The sequence below is a fragment of the Rhodococcus sp. NFXS4 genome, from assembly GCF_058139645.1.
On sequence record NZ_CP192221.1, the window covers coordinates 21352 to 47552 of the forward strand.

Below are 26201 nucleotides of genomic sequence, written 5' to 3' on the forward strand. Positions count from 1 at the left end.
AAGGTTCCGTTCACCTGTCGGTCGAGTTCGCCCACGTCATCGCTGCGCGCGGGCAAGGGGACCACGGTCCGCATCGGTGCGTCTGCGCTGCACTCCGACTGCGTCGAACTCTTGCGCGAGGTGTACGAATGACGTTGGCTGGGTAACGCCAGCAGTCAGCTACAACAGATGCAAGAGAAGGGAAACACGTGTCCGAGTACACACTGCCCGACCTCGACTACGACTATGCAGCTCTCGAGCCCCACATCTCCGGGGAGATCAACGAGCTGCATCACTCCAAGCACCACGCCACCTACGTCGCCGGCGTGAACACCGCACTGGAGAAGCTGGCCGACGCCCGTGACAAGGACGATCACGGCTCGATCTTCCTGCAGGAGAAGAACCTCGCGTTCCACCTCGGTGGCCACGTGAACCACTCCATCTGGTGGAAGAACCTCTCCCCCAACGGTGGAGACAAGCCCGAGGGCGAGCTCGCGGCCGCACTGGACGACCACTTCGGCTCGTTCGACAAGTTCCGCGCGCAGTTCACCGCCGCGGCCAACGGTCTGCAGGGCTCCGGCTGGGCAGTGCTCGGCTACGACACGCTGGGCAAGAAGCTCCTCACATTCCAGCTGTACGACCAGCAGGCGAACGTGCCGCTCGGCATCATTCCCCTGCTGCAGGTCGACATGTGGGAGCACGCCTTCTACCTGCAGTACAAGAACGTCAAGGCCGACTACGTGAAGGCGTTCTGGAACGTCGTAAACTGGGCCGACGTGCAGCAGCGCTTCGCCGCAGCCACGTCGCAGACCTCGGGTCTCATCTTCCCGTAGTCCCGCCGCACAGTCGTACCGCGAATGCCGCGTCCCCACGAGGGCGCGGCATTCGTCGTCTCACCCGCCACATCTGGCACTCGTGTCCACTTGTGTGCCAGCGCGATGGTGGTGTTCTCTTCCTCTACCCGACGTTGTGTGCCGATGGTCCGCGCACGTTCCGCGCAGGCCGTCCCGCTCGATGCCGGCCAGTGCGAGGAGAACGTCATGACCAGTCCCGATCGTCGCATCATCGGTGTGGCCCCGTTCCACGCCTCGGGAACCCTGCGCGGCTTCGTCATCTCCGGCCGGTGGCCCGACACGACGAAGGAATGGGCGCAGCTTCTCGCCTTCACGGTGCGGGTCGCGTCGACCCCCGGCCTGCTGGACACCAGCACCGTCTTCTGTGTCCGCGAGGAACTGCCCGACGACCCGCACGAGGGGACCGTGGGCATCGTGGTGTCCGAGGGCCCCGTCATCGGGGACCACGCGGTGACCCCGGAGCGTTTCGCGCTGCATCAGCCGGCCGCGCTGATGATGCTGCATCCGCCGTCGGAGACGATGCCGACGCTGCCGGAGTGCGCCGGGGCCGCGTCGGGGTGCGTGCTGTTGCCGGGTCTGCCGCACCTCGGGCTGGACCATCGCGCCGCCTGGGTCGAGGCCGAGGCGGACGGCACCGTGACGTCGATGATCAGCCGTGTGGGCCTCGATCCCATCAGCCATCCCGATACGGCCGTCCTCGCGATGTTGCTCGCTGCATGACACGACAAATTTCGGGTAGCCGAACAGGTTTGTCGAAGTTGCAGAAGCCTGACCAGGGCTTTAGCGTGGAGATCAGCGAAGGGGAGTAGCCCCCGATCATCCAGTCGACATACTGGCGCGCACCGGTTCGCCGGGGCGCTCCCGGCTCGGTGAACCGAGCTGCCACCCACGTGGCAGCAGGTGGGCGAGACCTTTCGTCGACCGGCCGGCCTCCGGCCTTCCCGCACCGGTCCCGATGACCGCACGGTGCGCTGCACCGAGCGTCGGCCAGGTTCTCCCCTCGTGTCGGCCGACGCGCCCTGTCCTGGAGGTTCGACGTGCTCGCCGCCCTGCTGCTCAGCTTCGGAGTCATCTTCGTCGCCGAACTCGGTGACAAATCCCAGCTGATGGCCATGACGTTCGCCCTGAAGTACCGCTGGTGGGTCGTCATCGGCGGCATCACGGTCGCCACGACGCTCGTCCACCTCGTCTCCGTCGCCGTGGGCCACTACCTCGGTGTCGCGTTGCCCACGCACCTGATCGGCATCGTCGGCGGCGTCGCGTTCCTGGTCTTCGGCCTGTGGACGCTACGCGGCGATTCGCTCGACGACGAGGAGAAGACGAAGGCCGACCGGGTGACGAAGTCCGCCTTCATCGCCGTCGCGTCCGCCTTCTTCCTCGCCGAGCTCGGCGACAAGACGATGTTGGCCACCGTCACGCTCGCCTCCGACAACGACTGGGTCGGCGTGTGGATCGGCTCGACGCTGGGCATGGTCGCCGCCGACGCTCTGGCCATCGTCATCGGCGCGACCCTGGGCAAGCACCTGCCCGAGCGGCTCATCACCCTCGGTGCCGCGACCCTGTTCTTCGTCTTCGGCGTGTGGCTGATCCTCGAGGGGCTGCTTCCCGGCACACCCGTCGGACTGATCGCCGCAGCCGTGGTCCTCGCCCTCGGTATCGCGGCGACGAGCTGGACTCTCACTCGTCCGACGGCAGACCGGCATTCCGACGATGAAGTGACCGCATCTCCGCGCTGACCTCCGGTACGGGCCCCCGCACCCGGATCCGCGGCGCCACGTCGCCGATGGGCAGCGCGGCGACAGGGCCCGGCTCCAGACCCCACTCCGACCGCCACGCGGTGAGCTGAGCACTCGTCACCGCGACGACGATGTCGCCGAGCCCCACCCATGCGTGCGCCGCCGAACACATCGGGCAGTGCTCCCCCGATGTGTACACCGTGGTCCGGGCGCGCTCGTCGGCCGTCAGGTTCCGCACGGCCCACTCCACGATCGTGAACTCGGGATGGCGCGTCGAGTCCCCGCCGCCCACGCGATTGCGGTCCTCGAAGAGCACCTGACCGTCCGCGTCGACCAACACGGACCCGAACGGCTCGTCACCGGCGTCGAGTGCCTCGCGCGCGAGCGCGACACAACGCCGGACATGGACCTCGTCTGCCGAACCGGGGAACGTCATGTCCCGAGTCTGCACCCACCGACTAGGGTTCGTTTCAGTGAGCGGCCGGTAACCGAGTCGGCCGTCCGACGAGAGGACACGGCAGTGGAGATCGCGGGAACAGCGGCATTGGTCACCGGCGGCGCATCGGGGCTCGGCGCGGCCACGGCGAAGCGGTTCGCCGACAACGGCGTCACCGTCTTCGGCCTCGACCTGCAGCAGTCCATCGACAAGGCCGGTGACTCCGTACCGGACGGCGTGACGCTCATCGCCGCCGACGTCACCAGCGACGAGGAGGTACGGGCCGCCCTCGCACAGATCGGCGAGGCCGGCGTCCCGCTGCGCATCGTCGTGAACTGCGCCGGCGTGGGCTGGGCGGGACGCATCCTGTCCAAGAAGGGCGTGCACGATCTCGAGCTCTTCCGCACGGTCATCACCATCAACCTGCTCGGCACCTTCAACGTCATGCGTCTGGCGGCCGATCACATGCAGACGCTGCCGACCGTCGACGAGGCCGGACAGCGCGGCGTCATCATCAACACCGCGTCGGTGGCCGCGTTCGAGGGCCAGATCGGTCAGATCGCCTACTCCGCGTCCAAGGGCGGCGTGCACGGCATGACCGTCCCCGCGGCGCGCGACCTTGCCCAGGTGGGCATCCGCGTCAACACCATCGCCCCCGGCATCGTCGACACCCCGATGCTCGCCGGCGTCACCCCGGAGTACCGCGCCGGCCTCGAGGCGGGCGTCCCGTTCCCGTCCCGACTCGCTCAGCCCACCGAGTACGCGCAGCTCGCACAGATGATCGTCGAGCACGACTACCTCAACGGCGAGACCATCCGCATGGACGGCGCACTCCGGATGGCACCGCGGTAACTGCTCGAAAAAAAGTTTTTCGTCACCACCCATCCACACCGGGTACTGGGACGAATCACATCTCGAGACGCTCGTCGTCGCTGCCAACCCCCGACTGGTAGCGATGGCGAGCGTTTCACTTCGTTACACGACGGGGCGAGCGTGTCACTTCGTCACAGAGGAACTCCCGCTGAGCTCGTCCGCAGTCGGAATCTCCCGCGCGGCCGCCCCGTCCATCCAAATCCGCAGCGCGCGGGTGGCCTGCACGTCGTCCTCGTTGTACTCGAGCAACCGCGTGCGTTGCGACGCGTCGACGTCTCCGTCGTATCCCACCGCGCGGCGGTACCAGGCCATCGACGCCTCGCCGCCCGCCTCGTCGTCCCGCCAGTGGAAGCCCGCGACCGGTGCGACCTTCTTGAGGCCCTTGCCCGACGGACACACGAAGTTCTGGGACACCGCGATGTAGATGTCGACCCAGTCCGGCCCGTCGATGAACTCCCGCACCTCGGCCTCGGTGGGGACACCGGGCATGCCGGCGAACCGCCGCGCGGATCCCAGCAGCCATTTGTCCTCGGCGGCGCGCGAGTAGCAGTAGGCCGCGAACGTCAGGCCCTCCGCGTGCGCGTCCGCACGCACGCCCTGCATCCAGGACCAGAACTCGCCGAACGAGCGCGCCTCGTCCATCGTGGGAACCGGTTCCCACGTCACGAAGGCGCGGTACTGCGGCTCGGCACCGTCCCGCCGGTCGAGGAGCGTTCCCCACATGTAGGCGCCGTGCTCCTGATAGCTCTCCATGTCGACGTCCACCTCGACGTCCGCCCGCTGGACCGTCACGGTGTCGCGGCGCCGGACGAGCGGCAGGTCGGCGATCCATGCACGGGCGATGACGACCGTCTCGTCGAAGTCGCCGTGCGGCCACTCGTCGGGCACGCCGCCCGTCCAGTCCGCCAGGTCGTCGATGGTGACGATGCCCGCGGACCGCAGGGCGTCCGCTCGCGACCCCGCCGCCACCAGCGAGACGTCCCGCGTGCGCCGCAGGGTCTCGCCGCACTCGGACCACCACGGACAGGACCGACATTCCGACACCTTCGACGGTGACGTGACGACCGAGCCTGACGCGATGGCCAGTCGGTCACCGAAGCGCGTGTCGTACTCCGCCTCGACCGCCGTCAGATCGTGCACGAGCATCACCTCGGCACCGAAGCCGATGACACCGGCTCGCGCCGACACACCGGCCTGACCGATGCGGCCCAGGAGCCGATGCACGTGCACGGCCGCCAACTGGTCCCGTAACTGCGGTCGCACCTTGCGCGTGGGATCGAGAGCCGGGGCCCACGACGTGAACGGCGTGGTCACCGCGCCGCTTCCCGGATCGGTGACCTTGTGGTTGACCACCAGTACCGGGATGTACCCGCCGTCCGGATCGCGCACCAACATGTCGCACCGGCCACGCCGACCGGCGTCCTCGTCGTCGGCGAAGGTCGCGTTCCAGATGCGCTCGACACCGGACTCGCACGCCGCGCGGGTGGCGCGGACCTGCATCGAGCGGGACATCGACGGGGAGACCACCACCCACGACTGCGGATCCGCGGCGACCAGGGTGTCCCGGATCTCGGCTCGGTACGCGGCGGCCGCCTCCCGGCGCATCTGCACCCCCGCGTCCTCCGCGGTGTCGACGAGCAGAGAGCGGTAGGCGGTGTCGAGATACACGCGGTGGCGGCACCGGGTGAGCGACGACGCGTCGATCAGCACGGAGGGGCCGGACGCCGGAGCGGGGGGCGGCACGACGTGGGACATTCTCGCAGCGTAGATCCACGGGCCGACACCTCACGCGGATGCAGCGCACCCGGAGCGGACCGATAGGCTGGCGGCAGGCATTCAGGCGCTCGTCGGTCATCCGGTCGGAGCGTTCTGGCGACGTAGTCGGACACGATAGGGGCACGTACACCATGGCTCTGCGCAAGAAGCGTTCTCGCCGTGCGACCCGGAAGGCCGAGGCCAAGGCCCTGCGCCACAAGGCGGGCCTCGAGGCGAAGTACACCGCCCGGAACGAGCGCAAGCATCTGAAGAAGCTGGCGAAGAACGACGCCAAGGCGCTGACCAGCCAACAGAAGGTGGATCAGGCGCACATCAGGACCCTGGCCGCACGGGAGAAGGCCGCGCGCGAAGGCAAGATCAACGCGGCGAAGGTGCGCAAGTACGTCGGCATCGGTCGCGTCCTGGCCCCCGTCCTCGTGCCGATCGCGTACCGCGCGGCGACCCTCCTGCGGGGTCAGCTCGACCAGTACCGGGCCGGCCGCATCGGCGTCGACGTGAAGGAGCTCGGCCAGTACACCGGACACGGTGCGAAGCTCAGCGCTCGCATCGTCGGTGCCGAGCGCTCCGTCGCCGAGGTCGCCGCGTCGCACCAGGACGCCGAGACGGGCGCCTTCGCCGACGCGATCCGGTCGCGCCTGACCGAGCTCACCACCGCGGTGCGCGCCGCCGAGCAGATGCCGCCGTCGCGCCGCAAGCTGGCTCACGGCGCCATCTCCGACGAGCTCGACGGCATCGAGGCCGACATCCTCGCGCGCCTCGGCGTGCGCTGATCCCTGCCTGAGTCGACGATGGGGACCGAGCGCACGCGCGTGTGGCGTGGTGGTGCCGTGGGAGCACTCACGGCCACGCTCGCCGTCGCCGCGCACGGTGTCGGCGGTGGTGGCGTGCCCACCTCGTCCGCTCTCTCCCTGCTGCTCGCCGTCGCGATCGGTGCGGGCGTGCTCGCCGCCGGGGTCGGGACCGCCCGGACCGGCCCCCTCCCGATCCTCCTGTGGCTCGTGGGCGGACAGGTCGTCGCGCACGAGGCACTGGCCGCCGTCGCGGAACACGCCCACCCGCTCGACGCGTCGATGCTCGCGGCGCACGCCGTCGCCGTCGGTGTCGGCGCAGTCCTGGTCGCCTCGTCGGAGCGGCTGTTCGCCGCGATCACGTCGGTGCTGCGCGCACCGCGGCTCACGTTCTCGCCGCCGCGTCGCCCCCGACCCGTCACCGCCACCGCGCCGCTCGATCGGCCGGTTCCCGTACCCGTTCTGTCCGCCGTCTCCAGGAGAGGACCACCGCAGGTGCTCGTGCAGCCACTCACACCGCGGTACTCCCTCACCTGAACGGAAGACATCTGTCATGACCAGCTTCTCCACGCGTGCCCTGGGCACGAGTGTCCTCACCGCCGCCGCCCTCCTCGCCTCCGCAGGACTGGCGTCCGCCCACGTCGTCGTGTCCGCTCCGGACGCGGCACAGGGCGGATACGGCGTTCTCACCTTCCGGGTGCCGACCGAGTCGGAGGCGGCGTCCACCACCTCCGTCACCGTCCAGCTGCCCGGCCTCACCTCGGCCCGCACGCAGCCCATGCCCGGATGGACGGCCGTCGTCGAACGCTCGGCGGACGAACTGGCCACCTCGGTCACCTGGACGGCGGATCCCGGCAACCCCGGTGTCGGGCCCGGACAGTTCGAGCAGTTCCAGCTCTCGGCCGGCCCCCTGCCGGAGGAGGAGAGCGTGTCCTTCCCGGCCCGCCAGACCTACAGTGACGGCGAGGTCGTGAACTGGGACCAGCCGACACCGGAGGACGGTACCGAGCCCGAACTGCCGGCTCCCACACTGGAACTCGCCGCGAGCAGCGGCGATCATCACAGCAGCCCCACGGTGTCGTCAGCGTCCTCGACCACTGAGGCCGCTGCGTCGTCGTCCGACACCACGGCCCGGTGGCTCGGCGGGATCGGGCTGGTTCTCGGAGCACTCGGTGCCGCACTCGGGATCGGCGCCACGGTACGGAGTCGACGCTCGTGAGACGGTTCCTCGCTCTGCTGCTCGCCCTCGCCGCGGCGCTGCTGCTCGGCACCTCGACGGCGTCCGCGCACTCGGTGGTGGTGTCCAGCTCCCCCGAGAACGAGAGTTCCGTCGATCAGGGTCCGGCGGAGGCGACGGTGACGTTCAACGAGGCAGTGCAGTCGCAGTTCGCCTCGCTGACCGTCGTCGGTCCCGACGGCAACCTCTGGTCCGACGGTGACCCGCGCGTGTCGGGTTCCACCGTCGCGGTGGACCTCCGAGAGCTCGGGCCGACGGGCACATACACCATCGCGTTCCGCGTCACGTCAGCCGACGGCCACCCCGTGAGCGGTACGCGGACATTCGAGCTGACGACGGCCGGCGCCGGGACCCCCGGTCCCGCGGCCGACGCCGGCGCGTCCTCGACCGAGTCGGGGGGCGGTGTGCCGCTCTGGCCGTTCCTGGTCGCCGCCGCGGTGGTGTTCCTCGGCGGTCTCGCGTTCGCTCTGCGGAAGAAGAACTGAGTCGTGGCCGGAACGACGACGGCGCGGTGGTCACCGCTCGCCGTCGTTCCGGCTGCACTGCTCGGAGTGATCGCCGCCCTCGTACTGGCGCCCTCCGACCTTCCGCTCGACTCCCTCGTGCGGACCGGCGCCGACGTCGCCGGTGCCGTGGTGCTCGGGTTCGGTCTGCTGATCCTGTGGGCCCGCGATTCCCGGCACGTCGACGACCACCTCGCGTGGCGCGGCGCCCTCGTCGCGGCCGCGTGCTGGGCAGTCTCCGAGGTCACGCTGCTGGTGCTGGGGGCGGCGCGGTCCGATGCCGTCAGCGCCACCGCGGTGTCGCTCGGCACGTTCACAGACTACGTCCAGAACATCGCGAACGGCCGGATCGGCTCCGCGGTCGTGGTCGTCGCGCTCGCGATGGCCGTGCTGGCGGCCACTGCCCTCCGCACCGATCTGGAAGTCTCCGGCATCGTCGTCGTCGTACCCACCGCCGTCGCCCTCATCGCTCGCCCGATGACCGGCCACATGGCGCAGCAAGCCGTCGGCGCGCTGCTCGTCGCCGTGCACGTCGTGGCGGCATCGGTGTGGCTCGGGCTGCTGGTCGCGATGGCGGTGACCCTGCGGTCACGGACCGCCTGGGCGGATCTGCTCCCGCGCTACTCGGCGGCCGCGCTGTGGTGTGTGATCGCCGTCGCCGTCACCGGTGTCGTCAACGCCGCCGTGCGGCTCAGCTCGGTGACCGCCCTGGTCGACACCGACTACGGGCGGCTGATCCTGCTCAAGTCGGTCCTGCTGGTCGCCCTGGTGATCGGCGGGTGGTGGCGACGGCGCACGTGGGTGAGCGTCATCGGTGCCCACACCACGCACGCCACGGTCTCGACGCGGCGTGCCGTCGTCGAGACCGCGGCGATGGCCGTGGCGTTCGGCGTGGCCGCCGCACTGGCGACCACGGCCTGATCACGCGGGCAGCGGGTCCGCGCTGGGCAGCAACCGGACGAGCACGTCCGACATGGTGATGACACCGACCACCGCACCGCCGTCGCGCACCACCGCGAGATGGTTGCGGGTCTCCCGCATCTCCGCGAGCGCGACGTACACGGGCGCGGCGGCGTCGAGCTCGAAGGCCGGTCGCACGAAGTCGTCCACCGAGCGGGAGTCCTCCGCCTGCAACGTGTCCCGCACGTGGACCAGACCGATCACGTCGGCGCCGTCCCGCACGAGGATGCGCAGATGGCCCGTGCGCAGCGACGCCGCCCGCACGTCGGCGACCGTCGCCGTCGTCGCCACCGCGGTGGGCTCGGAATCGATGCGCACGAGGTCCGCCACCGTGAGCTTCTGCAGTTCCAGCGCACTCGAGAGCTGATCCGAGTAGCCCTTGTCCAGCGATCCGACACTCACCGAGTGCGCGACCAGCTGCTCGAGATCGTCCGGGTTCTGGCCCGACATCACCTGATCGGCCGGCTCCACACCGGCCCGGCGCAGCAGTGCATTCGCCATCCCGTTGAGCGACACCAGGATCGGGCGGGTGAAGAACATGAAGACACGCATCGGGATCGCGAGCATCGTCGCCGACTTCTCGGGATGCGCGATGGCCCACGACTTCGGCGCCATCTCGCCGACGACCAGGTGCAGGAAGGTCACGATGATCAGGGCCAGGACGAAGCCGAGCACGTCGGATGCCCAGTAGGGCAGACCGAGTGACTCGAACAGCGGCCGGAGCCAGTAGTGCACGGCGGGCTTGGTGAACGCACCGAGTGCCAACGTGCACAACGTGATACCCAGCTGCGAGCCGGCGAGCAGCACCGTGAGCTCGGTGGAACTGCGGAGCGCGGCGCGCGCCGACCGCGAATCGGCCGCCGCGTCCTCGAGCCGGTGCCGCTTGGCGGCGAGGAGCGCGAACTCGACGGCGACGAAGAAGGCGCTGAGCGCGATCAGGCCGACGGTGACGACGAGGAACACCAGGGGGTTGCTCACAGCGCACTCTCCGTCTCGACCGCGGTCGAATCATTCGAGGCGGTGTCTGATTCAGGCCGGCCTCCGGCCTTCCCGCCACGCTCGACGACCTCGAGCGTGACCGACGACGGCACGTGGTTGTCGATCTCCTGAATCCTCATGACGAGGAACCGTCGGGGCGGTTCGGCGTCGGTCGCGAGGTCACCGGGGTCGATGGGCAGCTCCAGTTCGATGACGTCGCCGACCTCGGGAAGCGATCCGTGGACGCTTATGGCCAGTCCGGCGATGGTCTCGATGTCACCCTCCGGAAGTTCGCGGTCCAGAGCACGTTCCACCTCGTCGAGGTGGACGTCGCCGGCCACCGTCCACACACCGTCGTCGCCGGGCACGGGTTCCGCGCCGTCGGCGTCGTCGTGCTCGTCGGTGATCTCGCCGACGAGCTCCTCGGCCAGGTCCTCGATGGTGACGACACCGGTGAAGGAGCCGTATTCGTCGATGACGCAGGCGAGTTGGTTCTTCGACGCGCGCAGCTCCCCCATGGCGTCGGGGAGCATCTGGGTCTCGGGGAGCACCAGTGCGTCGCGGGACAGCACGGCGACCGGTGTGTCGCCGGACAGGTCGGTGGCGAGCACGTCGCGCAGGTGCACGACGCCCTCGATCGAGTCGTCGGCATGGAGCACCGGATACCGCGAGTGCTCGACGCTCATGAGGGCGCGCACCTCGGCGATGGTGGAGTCGGAGCGCACCGTCGCCACCTTCGCGCGGGGGATCATCGCGTGACCCGTGGTCTGGGTGGGGAAGTCGAGGATGCGGTCGAGCAGTGTGGACAGCTCCTCGGGCAGGTCACCGGTGCCCCGGCTCTCGGCCACGATGTGTTCGAGGTCGCGCGGGGTCGCCGAGTGCTCGACGTCGTGGACCGGCTCGATCTTCAGCGCCTTCAGCAGCGCGTTGGACGAGGCGTCGAAAATACGGATGAGCCAGCCGAACAGCTTGAGGTAGATCGTCGTCGACAGCGAGAGCCATCGCGCGACGGGTTCGGGGCGGGCGATGGCGAAGTTCTTGGGGAACAGCTCGCCGAAGAGCATCTGCACGAACGTCGACACCACCAGCGCCGTCACCGCACCGACGGCGAGTCCGACACCGCTCGGAATGCCGACGCCGCCGAGCAGAGTCCCGAGGGACTGTCCGATGAGCGGCTCGGCGAAGTTACCGACGAGCAGGCCGGTGACGGTGATGCCCAACTGAGCGCCCGAGAGCATGAAGGACGTGCGCTTCGTGACGGCCAGGGTGCGCGCGGCGACGGTGTCACCCGCCTTCGAGCGGGCTTCGAGCCTCGACCGGTCCACGGTCATGTAGGCGAATTCCTGGGCCACGAAATAGCCTGTGCCAGCGGTGATTCCGACGACGACGACGATACCGAGGAGAAGCGTCAACAACTCGCTCATGTGCCGGTCACCGCCCTGGTCGCATCGGTCGATACGAGGGGGGCCATGACCGGCCCGGGTTTGTCGCTGTCCATTCGTCCTCTAGTCGCTGCGGGTGTTTCGCCCGATTCTACGGGATGCGCGCCGCTACCGTCCCGGCACGTACTTCAGCGCCCGGATGAAGATCGGCAACGTCTTCGCCCAGAGCTTCGGAGGCAGCCGTCGTCCGCCGAGGTTGATCAGGCGCGTCGTGGAGACGGTCTGCGACTCGGTGTACTTCAGGACGCCGTCCGGTCCGTGTCGACGACCGACGCCCGAGACACCCATGCCGCCCATCGGCGCACCGGTGCTTCCCCAGGTCGGCGCGTACCCCTCGTCCACGTTCACGGTGCCGGCGTGCAGTCGCGCGGCGATGGCCTCGCCCTGCGCCTTCGTCTTCGCCCACACGCTGGCGTTCAGTCCGTACTCGGTGGCGTTGGCCCGCTCGACAGCCTCGTCGACACTGGCGACGGGGTAGATGGAGACGAGGGGACCGAACGTCTCGGCTCCCCAGCACTCCATGTCGTCGGTCACGCCGGTGAGCACGGTGGGCTCGTAGAACAGCGGGCCGATGTCGGGGCGTGCCTTGCCGCCGGCGACCACGGTCGCACCCTTCACCTTCGCATCGTCCACGTGGTTCGAGATGGCCTTGACCTGGTCCTCCGAGATGAGGCTGCCCATCTCGACCCCGAACTCGTACGTGGCGGCCAGCGTCATGCGGCGCACCCGCTCACCGAACGCGGCGGTGAACTTGTCGGCGATCGACTTCTCGACGTAGATGCGCTCGATGGAGATGCAGAGCTGACCGGAGTTGGAGAAGCAGGCACGGACGGCCGCGTCGACCACCTCGGGGATCTTGGCGCCGGCGGCGACGATCATGGCGTTCTTGCCGCCGAGCTCGGCGGAGAACCCGATGAGTCGCCGACCGGTCTGCTCGGCGAGAAGCTGGCCGGTGGCGGTGGAACCCGTGAACATCAGGTAGTCGGAGGTGTCGACGATGGCGGTGCCCACCACCGATCCGGGGCCGGGAACCACGGCGAAGAGGTCACGGGGCAGACCGGCCTGGTAGAGCAGTTCGACACATGCGAGCGCGCAGTACGGCGTCTGGCTGTCCGGCTTCAGCACGATGCCGTTGCCGGCCATCAGAGCCGGGATGGCATCGGACACCGCGAGGGTCATCGGGTAGTTCCACGGCGAGATGATGCCGACGATGCCTTTGGGCTGGTAGTTGACCTGCGTCTTGGTCAGCACGGGAAGCATGCCCTTGACGCGCTTGCTCTTCAGCAGTTCGCCGGAGACCCGCGCGTAGTGCCGCGCCGTCATCGCGATGTCGAGGACCTCCTCCTGGGCGGCGGACCGGGACTTCCCGGTCTCTGCCTGCGCCAGGTCGATGAGCGACGCCCGGTGCTTCAACACGAGGTCGCGATACTTGTGGAGGATCTTCGCTCGATCTGCGATGGACGTCGTCGCCCACCGCTTCTGGGCTGCGCGGACCTTGTCGTTCGCCGCCAGCACGTCGTCGCGGGTGCCGACGGGGATGGTCGCCATCTCGCGGCCGGTGAACACCTCGATGACGGGCTTGGTCTCCCGGCCCGGTGCGACCGAGGCGAGGGCGACGAGTCGTGTGAACGTGTCTGCGGTCGGCGCTGACATGCGTATCTCCCAGTGGCGGATGAGTGTGACGACGGTTGACGGATACACCGTCGGTATCGACACGGTACGCCAGGAGTGCGTTCGGACACAGCCCCCGACCGGACGCCTCGGCGGATCGGGCCAAGATTGTGCTTGACCCTCACGCAACGGGAGGCAGGACAGTGACCGGTGTGAACGATGCACTGACCGTGGGACAGGTCGCCGCGCTGGCGGACGTCAGCGTGCGCACCCTGCACCACTACGACGCGGTGGGGCTGGTGGTGCCCGGCGGCAGATCTCCTGCGGGATACCGCACCTACTCCTCGCAGGACGTGGAGCGCCTGTACTCCGTGCTGACCTATCGCGAACTCGGGTTCCCGCTGACCGAGATCAAGGAGATACTCGACGATCCCGCCGCGGACGCACTCGAGCATCTCCGACGGCAGCGCACCCTGCTCGATCAGCGCATCGCTCACCTGACCGCCATGGCGAACGCCGTGGACACCGTGATCGAGAGGAAGACGATGGGTACGAACCTGACCTCGGCCGAGCAGCGTGAGATCTGGGGCGACGACTGGGCCGGCGAGAAGTACGAGGACGAGGCCCGCGAGCGCTGGGGAACCACCGATGCGTGGGCCCAGAGCACGGAGCGCACCGCCGCGATGTCGGCCGACGACTGGCGTGCGATCAAGGCCGACACCGAACAACTCGAGGCTGATCTCGCTGCAGCGATGCTCCGCGGCGTGGAGCCCGGTTCGGACGAGGCGAACGTTCTGGCCGAACGTCACCGAGCGTCGATCGACCGCTTCTACGACTGCGATCACGCGATGCATGTCTGCGTGGCCGGGATGTACACCGCCGACGAGCGGTTCCGCGCGCACTACGACGGGCGGGCCGCCGGGCTGGCGGAGTGGATCGTCGCCGTCGTCGGAGCGAACGCCCGCGAGAACGGGGCCTGACACACGGACGGAGCACGAGGCCGAGAGGCCACGTGCTCCGTCGTCAGTTCTGTCGGGGGCTCTAGACGAGGCCCGCGATCCTGCCCACGACACCGAGGACGATCAGCACCACGACGACGCCGACCGCGACCAGGAACACGATCGCGGGTGTCCGAGTGCGCTGGGGCGGTTCATGATTGGGACCCGCGGCCGACGTGGAGTCCGGCGGCGTGTCACCCGGCACGATGCTGCCACCGGGTTCGAGTCCTGCAGTCTCTGCGGGATCGGGGTTCTGGCCGGACATGGGGTGGTCCTCTCGGGTGGCGTCGCGCGCAGTCTCGTCACCGGTGTGACCGTCGTTGCCGTCGTGACTTGTACTCATGACGTGCGGGTTCCCCCGACCTGCACCGTCCAATCGACATCGAGGGACCGAACCGCCGACGCACCAACCGCCGCCCCGGCGAGTGTCCCCGACAGCGTGACCCGACGTGCCGCAGGACTGCCGCTAGCCTGTGACGCCATGAGCACCTTCATCGCGACCGCCGATCTCGCCGACACCCTCGGGCCGGACATCCGGAGCTGCGACACGCAGTTCCGTCAGCTCGGGGCCGTGCGGGAGTTCTGCGGACCCATCACCACCATTCGCTGCTTTCAGGACAACTTGCTGGTCAAGCAGACGTTGTCGGAGCCCGGCAACGGCGGAGTCCTGGTGGTCGACGGCGACGCGAGTGTCCACACCGCCCTCGTCGGCGACATCATCGCCGGGCGCGGTGTGGACAACGGGTGGGCGGGCGTCATCGTCAACGGTGCCGTGCGCGACTCGGCCATCCTGACGACTCTCGCCATCGGGGTGAAGGCGCTGGGAACCAACCCGCGCAAGAGCACGCAGACAGGGTCGGGTGAGAAGAACGTCACAGTCGAGTTCGGCGGAGTCACCTTCATCCCCGGCGAGTTCGTCTACAGCGACGACGACGGTGTCGTCGTCGCGGCGCAACCCCTCCCGCCTCAGGGCTGACCGGCAGCTCAGGCCTGAGCGACGCGGGCGGACACCCCGCCGACGGTGACGGTGTCGCCCGCACGGAGCTGACGTCCTCGGCGCAGTTCGGTCTCACCGTTGACTTCGACGAGACCGTCCGCGATGACGGCCTTCGCCTCGGACCCCGACTCGATGAGGTCGGCCAGCTTGAGGAACTGCCCCAGCCTGATCACCTCGTCGCGGATCTCGACCGTTCGATCGCTGCTGTGATCCCGGCCGTCCTCCGGCCTTCCCGCGTGATCCCGGCCGGCCTCCGGCCTTCCCGCGTGATCCCGGCCGTCCTCCGGCCTTCCCGCAGTCACAGGAACGTCACCCCCTGGGCGAGCGGCAGCTCCGAGCTGTAGTTGACCGTGTTGGTGGTGCGTCGCATGTAGGACTTCCAGGCGTCACTGCCCGATTCGCGCCCGCCACCGGTCTCCTTCTCGCCGCCGAACGCGCCGCCGATCTCCGCGCCCGACGGGCCGATGTTCACGTTCGCGATGCCGCAGTCCGACCCTGCCGCCGACAGGAAGCGTTCCGCCTCGCGCAGGTCGGTCGTGAAGATCGACGACGACAGCCCCTGCGGTACGTCGTTGTGGAGGGCGATGGCCTCGTCCAGATCGCTGTAGGTCATGACGTACAGAATGGGCGCGAACGTCTCACGGCGCACCACGTCGGTCTGCGCGGGCATCCGCACGATGGCCGGCTGGACGTAGACACCGTCCTCGGCGCCCGCCACTCGCACCCGCTCACCACCCGCGACGACGGTGCCGCCGTCCTTCCGCGCGAGCTCCAACGCGTCGGCGTACCCGTCGTGCGCGGCCTCGTCGATCAGCGGTCCGACCAGCGTCGACGAGTCGAGCGGCGACCCGACGGGCAACGACGAGTACGCGGTACCCAGTCGGTCGACGAGGGTGTCGGCGACGGACTCGTGCACGATGACGCGGCGCAGGGACGTGCATCGTTGACCGGCCGTGCCGGCCGCGGAGAACACCAGGCCGCGGACGGTGAGGTCGAGATCGGCGCTCGGACAGACGATCGCGGCGTTGTTGCCGCCGAGTTCGAGGAGCACGCGGCCGAACCGTGCCGCGACGCGGGGACCCACCTCGCGGCCCATGCGGGTCGATCCGGTGGCGGAGACCAAGGCGATGCGCGGATCGTCGACGAGGGTCTCACCGACGGCACGGTCACCGACGACGAGTTGCGCCACCGCCGGCGACACCCCGGCACGGCGTGCGGCTTCCTCGAACAGCGCCTGCACGGCCACCGCGGTGACGGGCGTCTTCTCCGACGGCTTCCACACCACCGTGTCGCCGGCGACGAGGGCGAGCACGGTGTTCCACGACCACACCGCGACCGGGAAGTTAAAGGCCGTGATCACGGCGACGACTCCGAGTGGGTGCCACTGCTCCATCATCCGGTGGCCGGGCCGCTCGGTGGCGATGGTGTTGCCGTAGAGCTGGCGGGACAGTCCGACGCCGAAGTCGCAGATGTCGATCATCTCCTGGACCTCGCCGAGGCCCTCGCTGACGATCTTGCCGGCCTCGATGGACACCAGCTCACCGAGTGCGTCCTTGTGTTCGCGGAGCAGTTCACCCAGCTCACGCACCAGACCGCCGCGTACCGGCGCGGGAACGAGAGACCACGACCGGTAGGCGTCCGCGGCTGCGGCGATCACCGAGTCCACGTCGCTCGTGAGCGGCACGTGGCCCAGCACCGCACCGGTGATCGGGCTGGTCGCGGCCAGGCCGGAGTCGTGGTCGAGCGGCGCGGCCCCGACTGCGGCGAGCAGCTCGGACGTACGGGCGGACAGGTCGACGGTAGATGTCATGGATTCATTGTCTCCGATGGTCGTGACAGGATTTATTCCGGCCCAGCTGTTGTTTGACAGTATTTTATCGCGTACTTTCGCCTTCATGACGCAGGTACTGCCATCGCGGCCCACCACCCCCGTTCCCGCCGGTGCGCCGGAGTCGGTCCACGACGTGCTGTCGCGCCACATCCTGGCCGACGGCTTCGACATGGTTCTCGACCTCGAGCGGTCGCACGGCTCCACACTCGTCGATGCGCGGACCGGTGCGTCCTATCTCGACATGTTCACGTTCTTCGCCTCGAACGCGCTCGGGATGAACCATCCGTCTCTCGCCCGCGACGACGAGTTCCGGGCGGATCTGCTGACGGCCGCGCTGCACAAGCCGAGCAACTCTGACCTCTACTCCGAGCCGATGGCCCGCTTCGTCGCGACCTTCGCGCGCGTGCTCGGCGTCCCCGAACTACCCCACCTCTTCTTCGTCGAGGGCGGTGCGCTCGCCGTCGAGAACGCCCTCAAAGTGGCCTTCGACTGGAAGAGCCGGCTGAACGAGTCCCGCGGTCTCGACCCGGCACTGGGCGGACGGATCCTGCACCTCGAGCACGCCTTCCACGGCCGGTCGGGCTACACCATGTCGCTCACCAACACGGATCCGATCAAGGTCGCGCGTTTCCCGAAGTTCGACTGGCCCCGCATCCCGTCGCCGTACCTGCGCGAGGGCGCGGACATGGACGCTCTCGAGGCGCGCTCACTGGCCGCTGCGCGGGCCGCGTTCGAGTCGTTCCCCGACGACATCGCCGCCGCCATCGTCGAGCCGATCCAGGGCGAGGGCGGCGACCATCACTTCCGACCGTCGTTCCTCCTCGGGCTGCAGGCTCTGTGCCACGAGTTCGACGCGTTGTTCGTCGTCGACGAGGTCCAGTCCGGGGCGGGCATCACCGGCACCGCGTGGGCGCACCAGCAGCTGGGCGTCGAACCCGATGTCCTCGCCTTCGGCAAGAAGACCCAGGTGTGCGGCATCATGGCGGGCCGCCGCGTGGACATGGTGCGCGACAACGTCTTCGAGGTCGGATCACGGATCAACTCGACGTGGGGCGGCGGCCTGGCCGACATGGTGCGAGCACGGCGGATCCTCGAGGTGATCGAACGCGACGGCCTCATCGCCCGCGCCGCGGAGAGGGGCGCGATCCTCGGCGCCGCTCTCGACGCACTCGCGGTGCGTCACCCGTCGATCTCCGACGTGCGGGGACGCGGCCTGTTCCGGGCGTTCTCACTGCCGGACACCGCGACTCGCGATCGACTGATCACGCGGCTCCTCGTCGACGAGCGCGTGATCATGCTGGGGTGCGGCTCGCGCAGCGTCCGGTTCCGTCCCGCGCTGACCGTGACCGAGGAGGCGCTGGCCGACGCCGTCGCGGCGATCGACCGGGTTCTCAGCTCGTGACCGGATTGTCTGTGTACGCCGAGTGACAGGCACTGCGCCGGGCTCCGCTACCATCCGCCCATGACACTGCGCTACGACGTCGACGGTCACGGTCCCACCCTCGTACTGGTGCACGGAGTCGTTCACCGCCGCCAGGCGTGGGACGCGGTGCTGGACCTGCTCACGCCCTATCGGCGGGTCGTGACCGTGGACCTGCCCGGGCACGGGGAGTCGGAGCCGCTGCACGAGTCCGGTGAGAACGTGCTGCTCACGCTCCAGAACGAGGTCACCGAGTTCGTCCGCGAGATCGAGGAGCCGGACCACCAGGTGCACATCGCCGGCAACTCGCTCGGCGGCTACGTCGCGCTGTGTCTCGCCGCGCAGGGCGAGGTGGCGTCGGCCACCGCGCTGTCCCCCGCCGGCTTCTTCCTCAACCACACCGACCAGGCTCGGACCATGGTGACGTTCCGCGCGATGCGGACCGTCGCGCGCACGTTCGGCAAGGCCACACCGACTGCGCTCAAGATGCGGGCGGTGCGGTACCCCACGCTGCTGCCGTTCTTCGCGCATCCGAGCAGGGTGTCGTACGAGGCCGCCGTCGTCGACGCCTCGTCACTCACCACCAACGCGATGATCGACGCGGGCATCGACGCGCCGTTCGAGTTCCCGCCACTCACCGAACCGCTGGTGCCGGTGACGGTGGCGTGGGGCACGCGAGACCTGATCCTGCCGCACTACCAGGTGCGGGGCGTCCGTCGCCGCTTCCCGCACGCCCGCGTCATCTCGGTCCCCGGGGTCGGCCACGTGCCGATGACGGACAATCCCGAGCTGATCGCGTCGATCCTCCTCGCGGGAAGTCAGGACCGGTCCCCGACAGCAGATCCGTCCTGAGGTTCTAGGCGGTCTCCATCTCGGCGACGATCCGCGCGACGATGTCCGCGGCCGGCGCGGCGGTCACCGAACGCCACCCGGTACCGGCCCACAGGTTGGGCACGTCCGCTCGGCCGGCAGCCGTCGCCGCGGTGCGGATCGGGCCCGTGATCGCGTTGACATCGGGATAGCCGGCCGGTGCGGAGGCCGTGAACTGCGCGGCGAACTCGTTCTCGAGTCCCCGAGCCGGTCGTCCCGAGAACGCACGCGTCACCACGGTGCGCCGGTAGCGGCGGTCCAGCAGTGCGGCGCGGTGCACCGCCGAGGTACCGGCCTCGTCGGAGCACAGGAACGCGGTGCCCATCTGCGCAGCGACGGCGCCGAGTCCGAGAGCGGCCACCACGCTGGACCCGTCCATGATCCCGCCGGCCGCGATCAGGGGCACGTCGACCGACAGTCCGACGGCGAGCAGCAGGGACGGCAGCGACATCGCGTCACCGCCTCGAGGAGACGACCCGTCGTCGGTGAAGACGCCCCGGTGTCCGCCGGCCTCACTGCCCTGGACGACGAGCATGTCGGCCCCGTCCTCGACGGCCTCGCGGGCCTCGTCGACGGAGGTGACCGTCCCGATCATCAGGGCGCCGATCTCGTGCACGCGGGCGGTGAGCTCGGCGCCGGGTCGACCGAACGTGACCGATACGGCCGCCGGGCGGTGGGCGAGCACCACGTCGATGACCGCGTCGATGTCGTCGGGGCCGGGTGTCGCCGGGCCGGGTTCGACCCCGAACTCGGCGGCGATCGAGGCCAGCGCGGCGCGGTACGACTCCATCTCGTCGGCGACCGCGATGTGCGCTGACGGGAGGAAGAGATTGACACCGTACGGCGCCGACGTGAGGGACTCGATCTCGGAGAGCCGGCCGTCGAGCGCCTCCGGACTCAGCAGGGCTCCGGCCAGGAACCCCAGGCCACCGGCATCGCTCACGGCGGCGGTCAGGGCGGGGGTGGACGGGCCTCCGGCCATCGGCGCGCACACGACAGGAAGCCTGGCAGGGAACACAGCGGTCATGCGGCCGATCGTACGTCGAGGGGTGATCTCGCCGACCTACCACGAATACCCGATGTTTCACCGGTTTCGGGCCGACCAAACCGACTACACGTACACTTCACTGGTCACCAGCAGGGACACACGCCGCGTCGGGGGTCGCATCGAGTTCGAAGGGATTCTCCACGCATGCCGCACCCGACCCGTCCGCCGGTCACGCAGCGCGTCCGCGCGTCCCGCGATCGCGCTCGCCCGGGTCGACACAGCGGATCCCGGCGCATCCGCAACGCGCAACGCAGACCCCTCACCCACCGGCCTCGGGACAGCGCACTCGACGTCGTGCGTCGGTGGCTGACCACGCCGCACGATTTCGACTGGATCTTCGTCCACCACTCCACCCGGTCCATCCACGGCATCATCCGGCTGGTCTTCGCCGGCGCGGTGCTGCTCAACGCGACCGTGTCCATGTTGATGCTCGCCTCGCCCAACGGCCCCTCCGGCACGCCGGCGATCGTCTACGTCTTCCTCGTGCTGGCCCTGCAGATCGCCGCGATGATCTGGGTGCTCACGGGACCGACGCCGGACACGAAGGCGCAGTTCCTCGGGTTCCTGATCTTCGGCGACGTCGGCATCACGTCCGTGATCCTGCTGGACACCCCGACGTCGGCACTGATCGGCACCTTCCTGTTCGCGATCAACGGCGCTCTCTGCACGTTCTTCCTCAGCCCACGAGTGCTGCTCGCCCATCTCGCGTTCACCAATGCCGTCATCGTCCTCATCGGCACCCTGGCGTACGTCCAGAACCTGTGGGGGCCGTGGGACGCGATCGCCGCGGTGCTGGTGGCCAGCGGCGCGAGCAGTGGGGTGCCGGTCTTCGCGTCCATCGCGTGGTCACTCGTCTCGACGGACGCGAAAGCCTCGGACCTCGATTCGCTGACCGGCGTCAGGAACCGCCGCGGTCTGCAGAACTCGGTCGAGGATCTGTGGGAGACGGCACTCGCGACCACATCGCCCGTGGTGGTCGTGATGATCGACATCGATCGTTTCAAGAGCGTCAACGACCGCTTCGGACACGATCAGGGCGACACCGTGATCGTCCTGGTCGCGACCCGGCTCGCCGAGCTCTTCGACGGCCACGGGGTGCTCGCGCGAACCGGCGGCGAGGAGTTCGTGGCGGTCCTCACCGATGTGGACGGTGACGTCGAGTCGGTGGTCGCCCGTGTCACCGAGACGGTCCACGATCGACAGGACACCATTCCCGTGACCGCCAGCGTCGGCGTCGCCGTGTTGACTCCCGACTCGTCGCTGTGGAGTTCCGGACCCGGGGCGATCGACCGCGCGACGCGGGGTGCGGACTCGATGATGTACCGAGCCAAGGCCGCCGGCGGGCATCGGCTGCTCTCGACCTTCCTGTGACACCCGCCCTGCACCGGACCCAGACGAGGAAACCCACCCCGTGATCGACATCTTCCACGCACTCGTGGTCATGAACTCGCTGTTCGCCGCGTCGGCGTGGTGCCTGGCGCGGCCGAACGCCTGGTCGATCTCCGCGGTGGTGTTCGCGTCGATCGGCTGGCTGCTCTTCAACGCGCCGCTCGAGGGCCGTGTGCTGGTGGTGTTCTCACTCCAGCACGGATTCACCGAGTCGGACGTGCTGTCCATCGTGGGCATGATCATCGGGGCGGTCGGCGTCGTTCGCGCGAGGCGACGAGCCGACCGCCCCGAGATCAGGCGTCGAGACTGATCAGACGCTGATGCCGAAGTCGCGGGCGATGCCGGCGAGTCCGGAGGCGTAGCCCTGGCCGACGGCGCGGAACTTCCACTCCGCACCGTTGCGGTACAGCTCGCCGAAGACCATGGCGGTCTCCGTCGAGGCGTCCTCGGTGAGGTCGTAACGGGCGAGCTCGGTGCCGTTCGACTTGTCGATCACGCGGATGTAGGCGCCGCGGACCTGGCCGAACGACTGCGAGCGCGCGTCGGCCTCGTAGATCGAGACGGGGAACGTGACGATGTCGACGGTGGACGGGACCGCTGCGAGATCGACGTCGATGACCTCGTCGTCGCCGTCGCCCTCACCGGTCTTGTTGTCACCCGTGTGCTGGATCGAGCCGTCCGGAGTCTTCAGATTGTTGAAGAAGACGAAGTACTCGTTGCCGGGCGCCTTCTTGTCCGGGCCGAGCGCGATGGCGCTGGCGTCGAGATCGAAATCCGTTCCGGTCGTCGTGCGCAGATCCCATCCGAGTCCGACGGACACCGCGGTCAGATTCGGTGCGGCCTTCGTGAGAGACACGTTGCCACCCTTGGTCAGGCTGACGCCCATGTGAGAGATCCCTTCTCGTTTCGCCCGATTCATCCGTATTCGGATCGGTGCTGCCCGGCCAACGAACCCGACGTCGTTCCGGTTCCCGGCCCTTCGTGACGACCCGCCGCGCAGCACAGGGCGCGCGGCGGCATCGAACGCTGCATAGTTGTCTGTCACAGCCTGTGTCCTGCGGAGCACGGGCTCGTCCCGTCATCCACGGTCCCGGCAGGAGGCGCTCGATCATGGCCACACAGGCGACCCCGGCGGCATCCGCCGCGGGCACTGCATCACCGTCCCCGTCAGGCCTGTCCGACGCGTCCCGCGTCGCCCGCGCCGATCGCCGGTCGCGCCACAAGGGGCGCCTGCGGCAGGTGCCGCACCACGTCGGCCTCGTGCTCGGTGTCTACGCGACGCTGGTCCTCCTGTGGAGCCTGTCACCCGCGCTCCGAGCCCTCGTCCACGTACCCCGCGAGTGGCTCGACTCGTACGTCATCGACGCTCCCGACACGAGCCTGTCCTACGGCTTCGTGGTCGCGCTGGTCGCCGCGGCGCTGTCGACGCGCAAACGCGTCGCGTGGTGGATCGCTCTTCTCTACACGGCCGGATCCGCGGTGGTGAACGTATCGACCCTGGTGGACGATCCCGGCAGCGTCGGGTCCTGGATCGGACTCGTCCTGCAGGTCGCGGTGCTCGCACTGCTGCTCGCCTCCCGCACCGAGTTCGACACCAAGGTCCGACGCGGCGCCGGATGGAAGGCACTCGGTGTTCTCGTCACCGGTCTGATCGTCGGCATCCTCGCCGGCTGGGCGCTGCTCGAGGCCTTCCCGGGTTCGCTGCCGCGGAACGAGACCTTCCTGTGGTCACTCAACCGAGTGGCCGGCCTGGCACTGGTGGACAACGAGCAGTTCAGCGGCCGACCACACGGATTCCTCAACTTTCTTCTGGGACTGCTCGCCTTCGTCGCCCTCGCCGCGGCGGTGGTGACACTGTTCCGCTCGCAGCGTGCGAGCAACGCCCTCACCGGCACGGACGAGTCGGCGCTACGCGGACTCATCGCCCGCTCCGGCCACGACGACTCGTTGGCCTACTTCGCCACCCGCCGCGACAAGGCGGTGGTCTTCGCACCGAACGGCAAGGCCGCCATCACCTATCGCGTCGAGGTCGGAGTGTGCCTCGCCAGCGGCGATCCCATCGGCCTCGAGGAGTCCTGGCCTCACGCGATCGAGGCGTGGCTCGAGATGTCGTCTCGGTACGGGTGGGCCCCGGCGGTGATGGGAGCGAGCGAGACCGGTGCCGCCGCGTTCCGGCGGGCGGGACTCGCCGTGCTCGAACTCGGCGACGAGGCGATCTTGCAGACCCGCTCGTTCAGCCTGAACGGACCCGACATGCGCCCGGTGCGCCAGGCGGTCAATCGGGCGCGCGGCAAGGGCGTGACGGTGCGCATCCGACGGCATCGCGACATCCCCGAGGACGAGTGGCCGGGCATCGTCGAGCGTGCCGACCGCTGGCGTGACACCGAGACCGAACGCGGGTTCTCCATGGCACTCGGGCGCCTCGGCGACCCTCTCGACGGCGACTGCCTGCTCGTCGAGGCCGTGCTCGATGCGGACGACCGCGTCGTCGGCACCCTCTCCCTCGTGCCCTGGGGCGCGAGCGGAGCATCGCTCGACCTCATGCGCCGTGATCCCGCCTCACCCAACGGCACCGTCGAGCTCATGGTCTCCGAGCTCGCGTCCCGCTCGGACACCGTGGGCATCACCAAGGTGTCCCTGAACTTCGCCGTCTTCCGCTCCGTGTTCGAGGAGGGCGGCCGCATCGGTGCGGGACCTGTTCTGCGCCTGTGGCGTTCGACGCTCGTGTTCTTCTCGCGATGGTGGCAGCTCGAGGCGCTGTACCGATCGAACCTCAAGTACCAGCCCGAGTGGGTACCGCGGTACCTGTGCTTCGAGGACAACCGCGATCTGCCGAAGGTGGGTACCGCATCGGCCATCGCGGAGGGCTTCCTCACGCTGCCGGGCCTCGGTGCACGCACTCACACCGGCACCCGACAGGCTGTTCCCGCCGCGCTGCTGGCCGACGGCACGCTGCACGCCGACGGGAGCGAGCCCGACGACACACCCGTCGACACGCTGCCCGGCCGGCGACGGCCGGAACAGGTCCGGGTGCGGATGTCCAAGCTGGACAGGCTCTCCGCGGACGGCGTCGACGCCTACCCCGTCGCGCATCCGCCCACCCACACCGTGGACTCCGCGGCGAACGCCCCGGAGGGCACCACCGTGCGCGTGTCCGGTCGCCTGCTGCGCATCCGCGACTACGGCGGCGTCGTCTTCGGCCTCGTGCGCGACTGGAGCGGGGACCTGCAGATCCTCCTCGACAGCGAGCGCATCGATCGAGATCGGTTGCGACGCTTCACGTCCGATTTCGACCTGGGCGACCTGATCTCCTGCACGGGAGTGGTCGGTCGCAGTCGCACCGGAGCGCTCGCGCTGCTGGTGAGCGACTGGCGCATGAACGCGAAATCGCTGCACCCGCTGCCCGACAAGTTCCGCGGGCTCACCGATCCCGAGGCGCGGGTGCGTCAGCGCTACGTCGACATGGAGATCAATCCGCAGGCGCGCGCCCTCATGCGTGCCCGCAGCGCGGTGGTGAAGTCGCTGCGCGACACGTTGGGCGACCGCGGATACATGGAGGTGGAAACACCGATCCTGCAACAGATTCACGGCGGCGCGAACGCGGCACCCTTCCTCACGCACATCAATGCCTACAACCTCGATCTCTACCTCCGTATCGCGCCGGAGCTGTACCTCAAGCGGCTGTGCGTCGGCGGCATGGAGCGGGTCTTCGAGATCGGTCGCGTGTTCCGCAACGAGGGCGCCGACTTCAAGCACAATCCGGAGTTCACGATCCTCGAGGCCTACGAGGCGCACAGCGACTACGAGCGCGCGATGGTGTTGTGCCGGGAGCTGATCCAGCGCGCCGCCGTGGCCGCGCACGGCCGCGAGGTGATCTACCGGCCGGCCGAGGACGGCACCATGACGGAGATCGACATCTCCGGCGAGTGGCCGGTGAAGACCATGCACGGCGCCGTCGCGGAGAAGATCGGTGCCGACGTCCGGCCCGACACACCGCTCGCGGAGCTGCAGCGTCTGTGCGATCTGCACGACGTCCCGTATCAGTCGACCTGGGACGAGGGGGCCGTGGCGCAGGAGATGTACGAGCACCTCGTCGAGGACTTCACCGAGTTCCCGACGTTCTACACCAATTTTCCCACGTCGATGTCCCCGTTGACCCGGCCCCACCGCAGCATCGCGGGCGTCGCCGAGAAGTGGGATCTGGTGGCGTGGGGGGTCGAGTTGGGCACCGCGTACAGCGAGTTGACCGACCCCGTGGACCAACGCGCTCGTCTCACCGCGCAGTCGATGCTCGCCGCGGGCGGCGATCCCGAGGCGATGGAACTGGACGAGGACTTCCTCCAGGCGCTCGAGCACGGCATGCCGCCGACCGGTGGCCTCGGAATGGGTGTCGACCGGGTGGTCATGCTCATCACGGGCGGGTCGATCCGCGAGACCCTCGCGTTCCCGTTGGCCAAGCCGCGGAGCTGAATGTT

The 26201-nt window shown here is 69.0% G+C and carries 26 protein-coding genes; 16 read left to right on the plus strand and 10 right to left on the minus strand.

Going from position 1 to position 26201, the window contains the following annotated elements; all coding sequences use genetic code 11:
* Window positions 1-188: 188 nt before the first annotated feature.
* The 3 genes from J4E04_RS00135 to J4E04_RS00145 all read left to right on the plus strand — a co-directional run bounded on the left by J4E04_RS00135 (window position 189) and on the right by J4E04_RS00145 (window position 2569).
* Window positions 189-812, plus strand: coding sequence for a superoxide dismutase (locus tag J4E04_RS00135; protein ID WP_027507329.1), 624 nt, complete (start codon window positions 189-191; stop codon window positions 810-812).
* Window positions 813-1019: 207 nt separating this feature from the next.
* Window positions 1020-1553: a hypothetical protein gene (locus J4E04_RS00140; protein ID WP_027507330.1), complete on the plus strand. Its 534-nt coding sequence runs from the start codon at window positions 1020-1022 to the stop codon at window positions 1551-1553.
* 317 nt (window positions 1554-1870) lie between these two features.
* On the plus strand, window positions 1871-2569 hold the full coding sequence (locus tag J4E04_RS00145) for a TMEM165/GDT1 family protein (protein ID WP_222632541.1): 699 nt from the start codon (window positions 1871-1873) through the stop codon (window positions 2567-2569).
* On the opposite strand, the gene J4E04_RS00150 is transcribed toward J4E04_RS00145, so the two are convergent.
* Window positions 2511-3005 (minus strand): nucleoside deaminase, encoded by a 495-nt coding sequence (locus J4E04_RS00150; protein WP_222632539.1) that lies wholly within the window; start codon window positions 3003-3005, stop codon window positions 2511-2513. The genes J4E04_RS00145 and J4E04_RS00150 overlap by 59 nt on opposite strands.
* A gap of 84 nt (window positions 3006-3089) precedes the next feature.
* On the opposite strand from J4E04_RS00150, the gene J4E04_RS00155 reads away from it, so the two are divergent.
* Window positions 3090-3857: an SDR family NAD(P)-dependent oxidoreductase gene (locus tag J4E04_RS00155; RefSeq protein WP_222629296.1), complete on the plus strand. Its 768-nt coding sequence runs from the start codon at window positions 3090-3092 to the stop codon at window positions 3855-3857.
* 144 nt (window positions 3858-4001) lie between these two features.
* On the opposite strand, the gene J4E04_RS00160 is transcribed toward J4E04_RS00155, so the two are convergent.
* Window positions 4002-5633: a TM0106 family RecB-like putative nuclease gene (locus tag J4E04_RS00160; protein WP_490149653.1), complete on the minus strand. Its 1632-nt coding sequence runs from the start codon at window positions 5631-5633 to the stop codon at window positions 4002-4004.
* A gap of 152 nt (window positions 5634-5785) precedes the next feature.
* Here J4E04_RS00160 and J4E04_RS00165 point away from each other — a divergent pair, with 152 nt between their 5' ends.
* Genes J4E04_RS00165 through J4E04_RS00185 form a run of 5 tightly spaced genes read left to right on the plus strand, consistent with a single transcriptional unit; the run spans window position 5786 to window position 9103 of the window.
* A complete protein-coding gene (locus J4E04_RS00165; protein WP_490149654.1) occupies window positions 5786-6424 on the plus strand; it encodes a DUF6474 family protein in 639 nt (212 codons plus the stop codon).
* A 57-nt stretch (window positions 6425-6481) separates the two neighbouring features.
* A complete protein-coding gene (locus tag J4E04_RS00170) occupies window positions 6482-6979 on the plus strand; it encodes a hypothetical protein (protein ID WP_222641339.1) in 498 nt (165 codons plus the stop codon).
* A 16-nt stretch (window positions 6980-6995) separates the two neighbouring features.
* A complete protein-coding gene (locus J4E04_RS00175) occupies window positions 6996-7661 on the plus strand; it encodes a YcnI family copper-binding membrane protein (protein WP_027505893.1) in 666 nt (221 codons plus the stop codon).
* Window positions 7658-8164: a copper resistance CopC family protein gene (locus J4E04_RS00180; protein ID WP_490149655.1), complete on the plus strand. Its 507-nt coding sequence runs from the start codon at window positions 7658-7660 to the stop codon at window positions 8162-8164. The genes J4E04_RS00175 and J4E04_RS00180 overlap by 4 nt, the downstream gene beginning before the upstream one ends.
* A 3-nt stretch (window positions 8165-8167) precedes the next feature.
* The gene (locus tag J4E04_RS00185; protein ID WP_490149656.1) at window positions 8168-9103 is read left to right on the plus strand and encodes a copper resistance D family protein; all 936 of its coding nucleotides are present in this window, start codon (window positions 8168-8170) and stop codon (window positions 9101-9103) included.
* Here the strand turns inward: J4E04_RS00185 and J4E04_RS00190 are convergent, their stop codons facing one another.
* From J4E04_RS00190 to J4E04_RS00200, 3 genes are all read right to left on the minus strand, one after another.
* A complete protein-coding gene (locus J4E04_RS00190) occupies window positions 9104-10120 on the minus strand; it encodes a CNNM domain-containing protein (RefSeq protein WP_027505896.1) in 1017 nt (338 codons plus the stop codon).
* Entirely contained in the window at window positions 10117-11544 is a 1428-nt protein-coding gene (locus J4E04_RS00195; protein ID WP_490149657.1) for a hemolysin family protein, read from the minus strand. The genes J4E04_RS00190 and J4E04_RS00195 overlap by 4 nt, the downstream gene beginning before the upstream one ends.
* 126 nt (window positions 11545-11670) lie before the next feature.
* Window positions 11671-13215 carry a succinic semialdehyde dehydrogenase gene (locus J4E04_RS00200; protein ID WP_027505898.1) on the minus strand — a complete coding sequence of 515 codons (1545 nt, stop codon included), beginning with the start codon at window positions 13213-13215 and terminating at the stop codon, window positions 11671-11673.
* A gap of 170 nt (window positions 13216-13385) precedes the next feature.
* Here J4E04_RS00200 and J4E04_RS00205 point away from each other — a divergent pair, with 170 nt between their 5' ends.
* Window positions 13386-14153, plus strand: a complete 768-nt coding sequence (locus J4E04_RS00205) for a MerR family transcriptional regulator (protein ID WP_490149658.1) — start codon at window positions 13386-13388, stop codon at window positions 14151-14153.
* Between the two features lie 61 nt (window positions 14154-14214).
* On the opposite strand, the gene J4E04_RS00210 is transcribed toward J4E04_RS00205, so the two are convergent.
* Window positions 14215-14514 carry a DUF6480 family protein gene (locus J4E04_RS00210; RefSeq protein ID WP_231476342.1) on the minus strand — a complete coding sequence of 100 codons (300 nt, stop codon included), beginning with the start codon at window positions 14512-14514 and terminating at the stop codon, window positions 14215-14217.
* A 138-nt stretch (window positions 14515-14652) separates the two neighbouring features.
* Here J4E04_RS00210 and rraA point away from each other — a divergent pair, with 138 nt between their 5' ends.
* A complete protein-coding gene (rraA, locus tag J4E04_RS00215) occupies window positions 14653-15147 on the plus strand; it encodes a ribonuclease E activity regulator RraA (RefSeq protein WP_490149659.1) in 495 nt (164 codons plus the stop codon).
* Window positions 15148-15155: 8 nt separating this feature from the next.
* Here rraA and J4E04_RS00220 read toward each other — a convergent pair whose 3' ends face one another.
* Together J4E04_RS00220 and amaB are read right to left on the minus strand one after the other, a co-directional pair.
* Window positions 15156-15353 carry an RNA-binding S4 domain-containing protein gene (locus J4E04_RS00220; RefSeq protein ID WP_027505902.1) on the minus strand — a complete coding sequence of 66 codons (198 nt, stop codon included), beginning with the start codon at window positions 15351-15353 and terminating at the stop codon, window positions 15156-15158.
* 113 nt (window positions 15354-15466) lie between these two features.
* A complete protein-coding gene (gene amaB / locus J4E04_RS00225; RefSeq protein WP_027505903.1) occupies window positions 15467-16978 on the minus strand; it encodes an L-piperidine-6-carboxylate dehydrogenase in 1512 nt (503 codons plus the stop codon).
* Window positions 16979-17063: 85 nt separating this feature from the next.
* On the opposite strand from amaB, the gene lat reads away from it, so the two are divergent.
* Window positions 17064-18401 carry an L-lysine 6-transaminase gene (gene lat / locus J4E04_RS00230; protein ID WP_490149660.1) on the plus strand — a complete coding sequence of 446 codons (1338 nt, stop codon included), beginning with the start codon at window positions 17064-17066 and terminating at the stop codon, window positions 18399-18401.
* Window positions 18402-18461: 60 nt separating this feature from the next.
* Window positions 18462-19271: an alpha/beta fold hydrolase gene (locus J4E04_RS00235; protein ID WP_027505905.1), complete on the plus strand. Its 810-nt coding sequence runs from the start codon at window positions 18462-18464 to the stop codon at window positions 19269-19271.
* A gap of 4 nt (window positions 19272-19275) precedes the next feature.
* On the opposite strand, the gene J4E04_RS00240 is transcribed toward J4E04_RS00235, so the two are convergent.
* Window positions 19276-20316, minus strand: a complete 1041-nt coding sequence (locus J4E04_RS00240) for an NAD(P)H-dependent flavin oxidoreductase (RefSeq protein ID WP_490149661.1) — start codon at window positions 20314-20316, stop codon at window positions 19276-19278.
* A 165-nt stretch (window positions 20317-20481) separates the two neighbouring features.
* Here J4E04_RS00240 and J4E04_RS00245 point away from each other — a divergent pair, with 165 nt between their 5' ends.
* Window positions 20482-21708, plus strand: coding sequence for a GGDEF domain-containing protein (locus tag J4E04_RS00245; RefSeq protein WP_056440794.1), 1227 nt, complete (start codon window positions 20482-20484; stop codon window positions 21706-21708).
* A 40-nt stretch (window positions 21709-21748) separates the two neighbouring features.
* Window positions 21749-22036 carry a hypothetical protein gene (locus J4E04_RS00250; RefSeq protein ID WP_490149662.1) on the plus strand — a complete coding sequence of 96 codons (288 nt, stop codon included), beginning with the start codon at window positions 21749-21751 and terminating at the stop codon, window positions 22034-22036.
* Here the strand turns inward: J4E04_RS00250 and J4E04_RS00255 are convergent, their stop codons facing one another.
* Window positions 22037-22612, minus strand: a complete 576-nt coding sequence (locus J4E04_RS00255; protein WP_027505908.1) for a TerD family protein — start codon at window positions 22610-22612, stop codon at window positions 22037-22039.
* Between the two features lie 224 nt (window positions 22613-22836).
* On the opposite strand from J4E04_RS00255, the gene lysX reads away from it, so the two are divergent.
* Window positions 22837-26196, plus strand: a complete 3360-nt coding sequence (lysX, locus tag J4E04_RS00260; protein ID WP_490149663.1) for a bifunctional lysylphosphatidylglycerol synthetase/lysine--tRNA ligase LysX — start codon at window positions 22837-22839, stop codon at window positions 26194-26196.
* Window positions 26197-26201: the final 5 nt, after the last annotated feature.

Coding starts and splice junctions, on each gene's coding strand:
- amaB (WP_027505903.1), bottom strand. CDS start 16,978: ATGACATCTACCGTCGACCTGTCCGCCCGTACGTCCGAGCTGCTCGCC.
- J4E04_RS00235 (WP_027505905.1), top strand. CDS start 18,462: ATGACACTGCGCTACGACGTCGACGGTCACGGTCCCACCCTCGTACTG.
- J4E04_RS00150 (WP_222632539.1), bottom strand. CDS start 3,005: ATGACGTTCCCCGGTTCGGCAGACGAGGTCCATGTCCGGCGTTGTGTC.
- J4E04_RS00200 (WP_027505898.1), bottom strand. CDS start 13,215: ATGTCAGCGCCGACCGCAGACACGTTCACACGACTCGTCGCCCTCGCC.
- J4E04_RS00165 (WP_490149654.1), top strand. CDS start 5,786: ATGGCTCTGCGCAAGAAGCGTTCTCGCCGTGCGACCCGGAAGGCCGAG.
- J4E04_RS00195 (WP_490149657.1), bottom strand. CDS start 11,544: ATGAGCGAGTTGTTGACGCTTCTCCTCGGTATCGTCGTCGTCGTCGGA.
- rraA (WP_490149659.1), top strand. CDS start 14,653: ATGAGCACCTTCATCGCGACCGCCGATCTCGCCGACACCCTCGGGCCG.
- J4E04_RS00140 (WP_027507330.1), top strand. CDS start 1,020: ATGACCAGTCCCGATCGTCGCATCATCGGTGTGGCCCCGTTCCACGCC.
- J4E04_RS00175 (WP_027505893.1), top strand. CDS start 6,996: ATGACCAGCTTCTCCACGCGTGCCCTGGGCACGAGTGTCCTCACCGCC.
- J4E04_RS00255 (WP_027505908.1), bottom strand. CDS start 22,612: ATGGGCGTCAGCCTGACCAAGGGTGGCAACGTGTCTCTCACGAAGGCC.
- lat (WP_490149660.1), top strand. CDS start 17,064: ATGACGCAGGTACTGCCATCGCGGCCCACCACCCCCGTTCCCGCCGGT.
- J4E04_RS00160 (WP_490149653.1), bottom strand. CDS start 5,633: ATGTCCCACGTCGTGCCGCCCCCCGCTCCGGCGTCCGGCCCCTCCGTG.
- J4E04_RS00210 (WP_231476342.1), bottom strand. CDS start 14,514: ATGAGTACAAGTCACGACGGCAACGACGGTCACACCGGTGACGAGACT.
- J4E04_RS00240 (WP_490149661.1), bottom strand. CDS start 20,316: ATGACCGCTGTGTTCCCTGCCAGGCTTCCTGTCGTGTGCGCGCCGATG.
- J4E04_RS00245 (WP_056440794.1), top strand. CDS start 20,482: ATGCCGCACCCGACCCGTCCGCCGGTCACGCAGCGCGTCCGCGCGTCC.
- lysX (WP_490149663.1), top strand. CDS start 22,837: ATGGCCACACAGGCGACCCCGGCGGCATCCGCCGCGGGCACTGCATCA.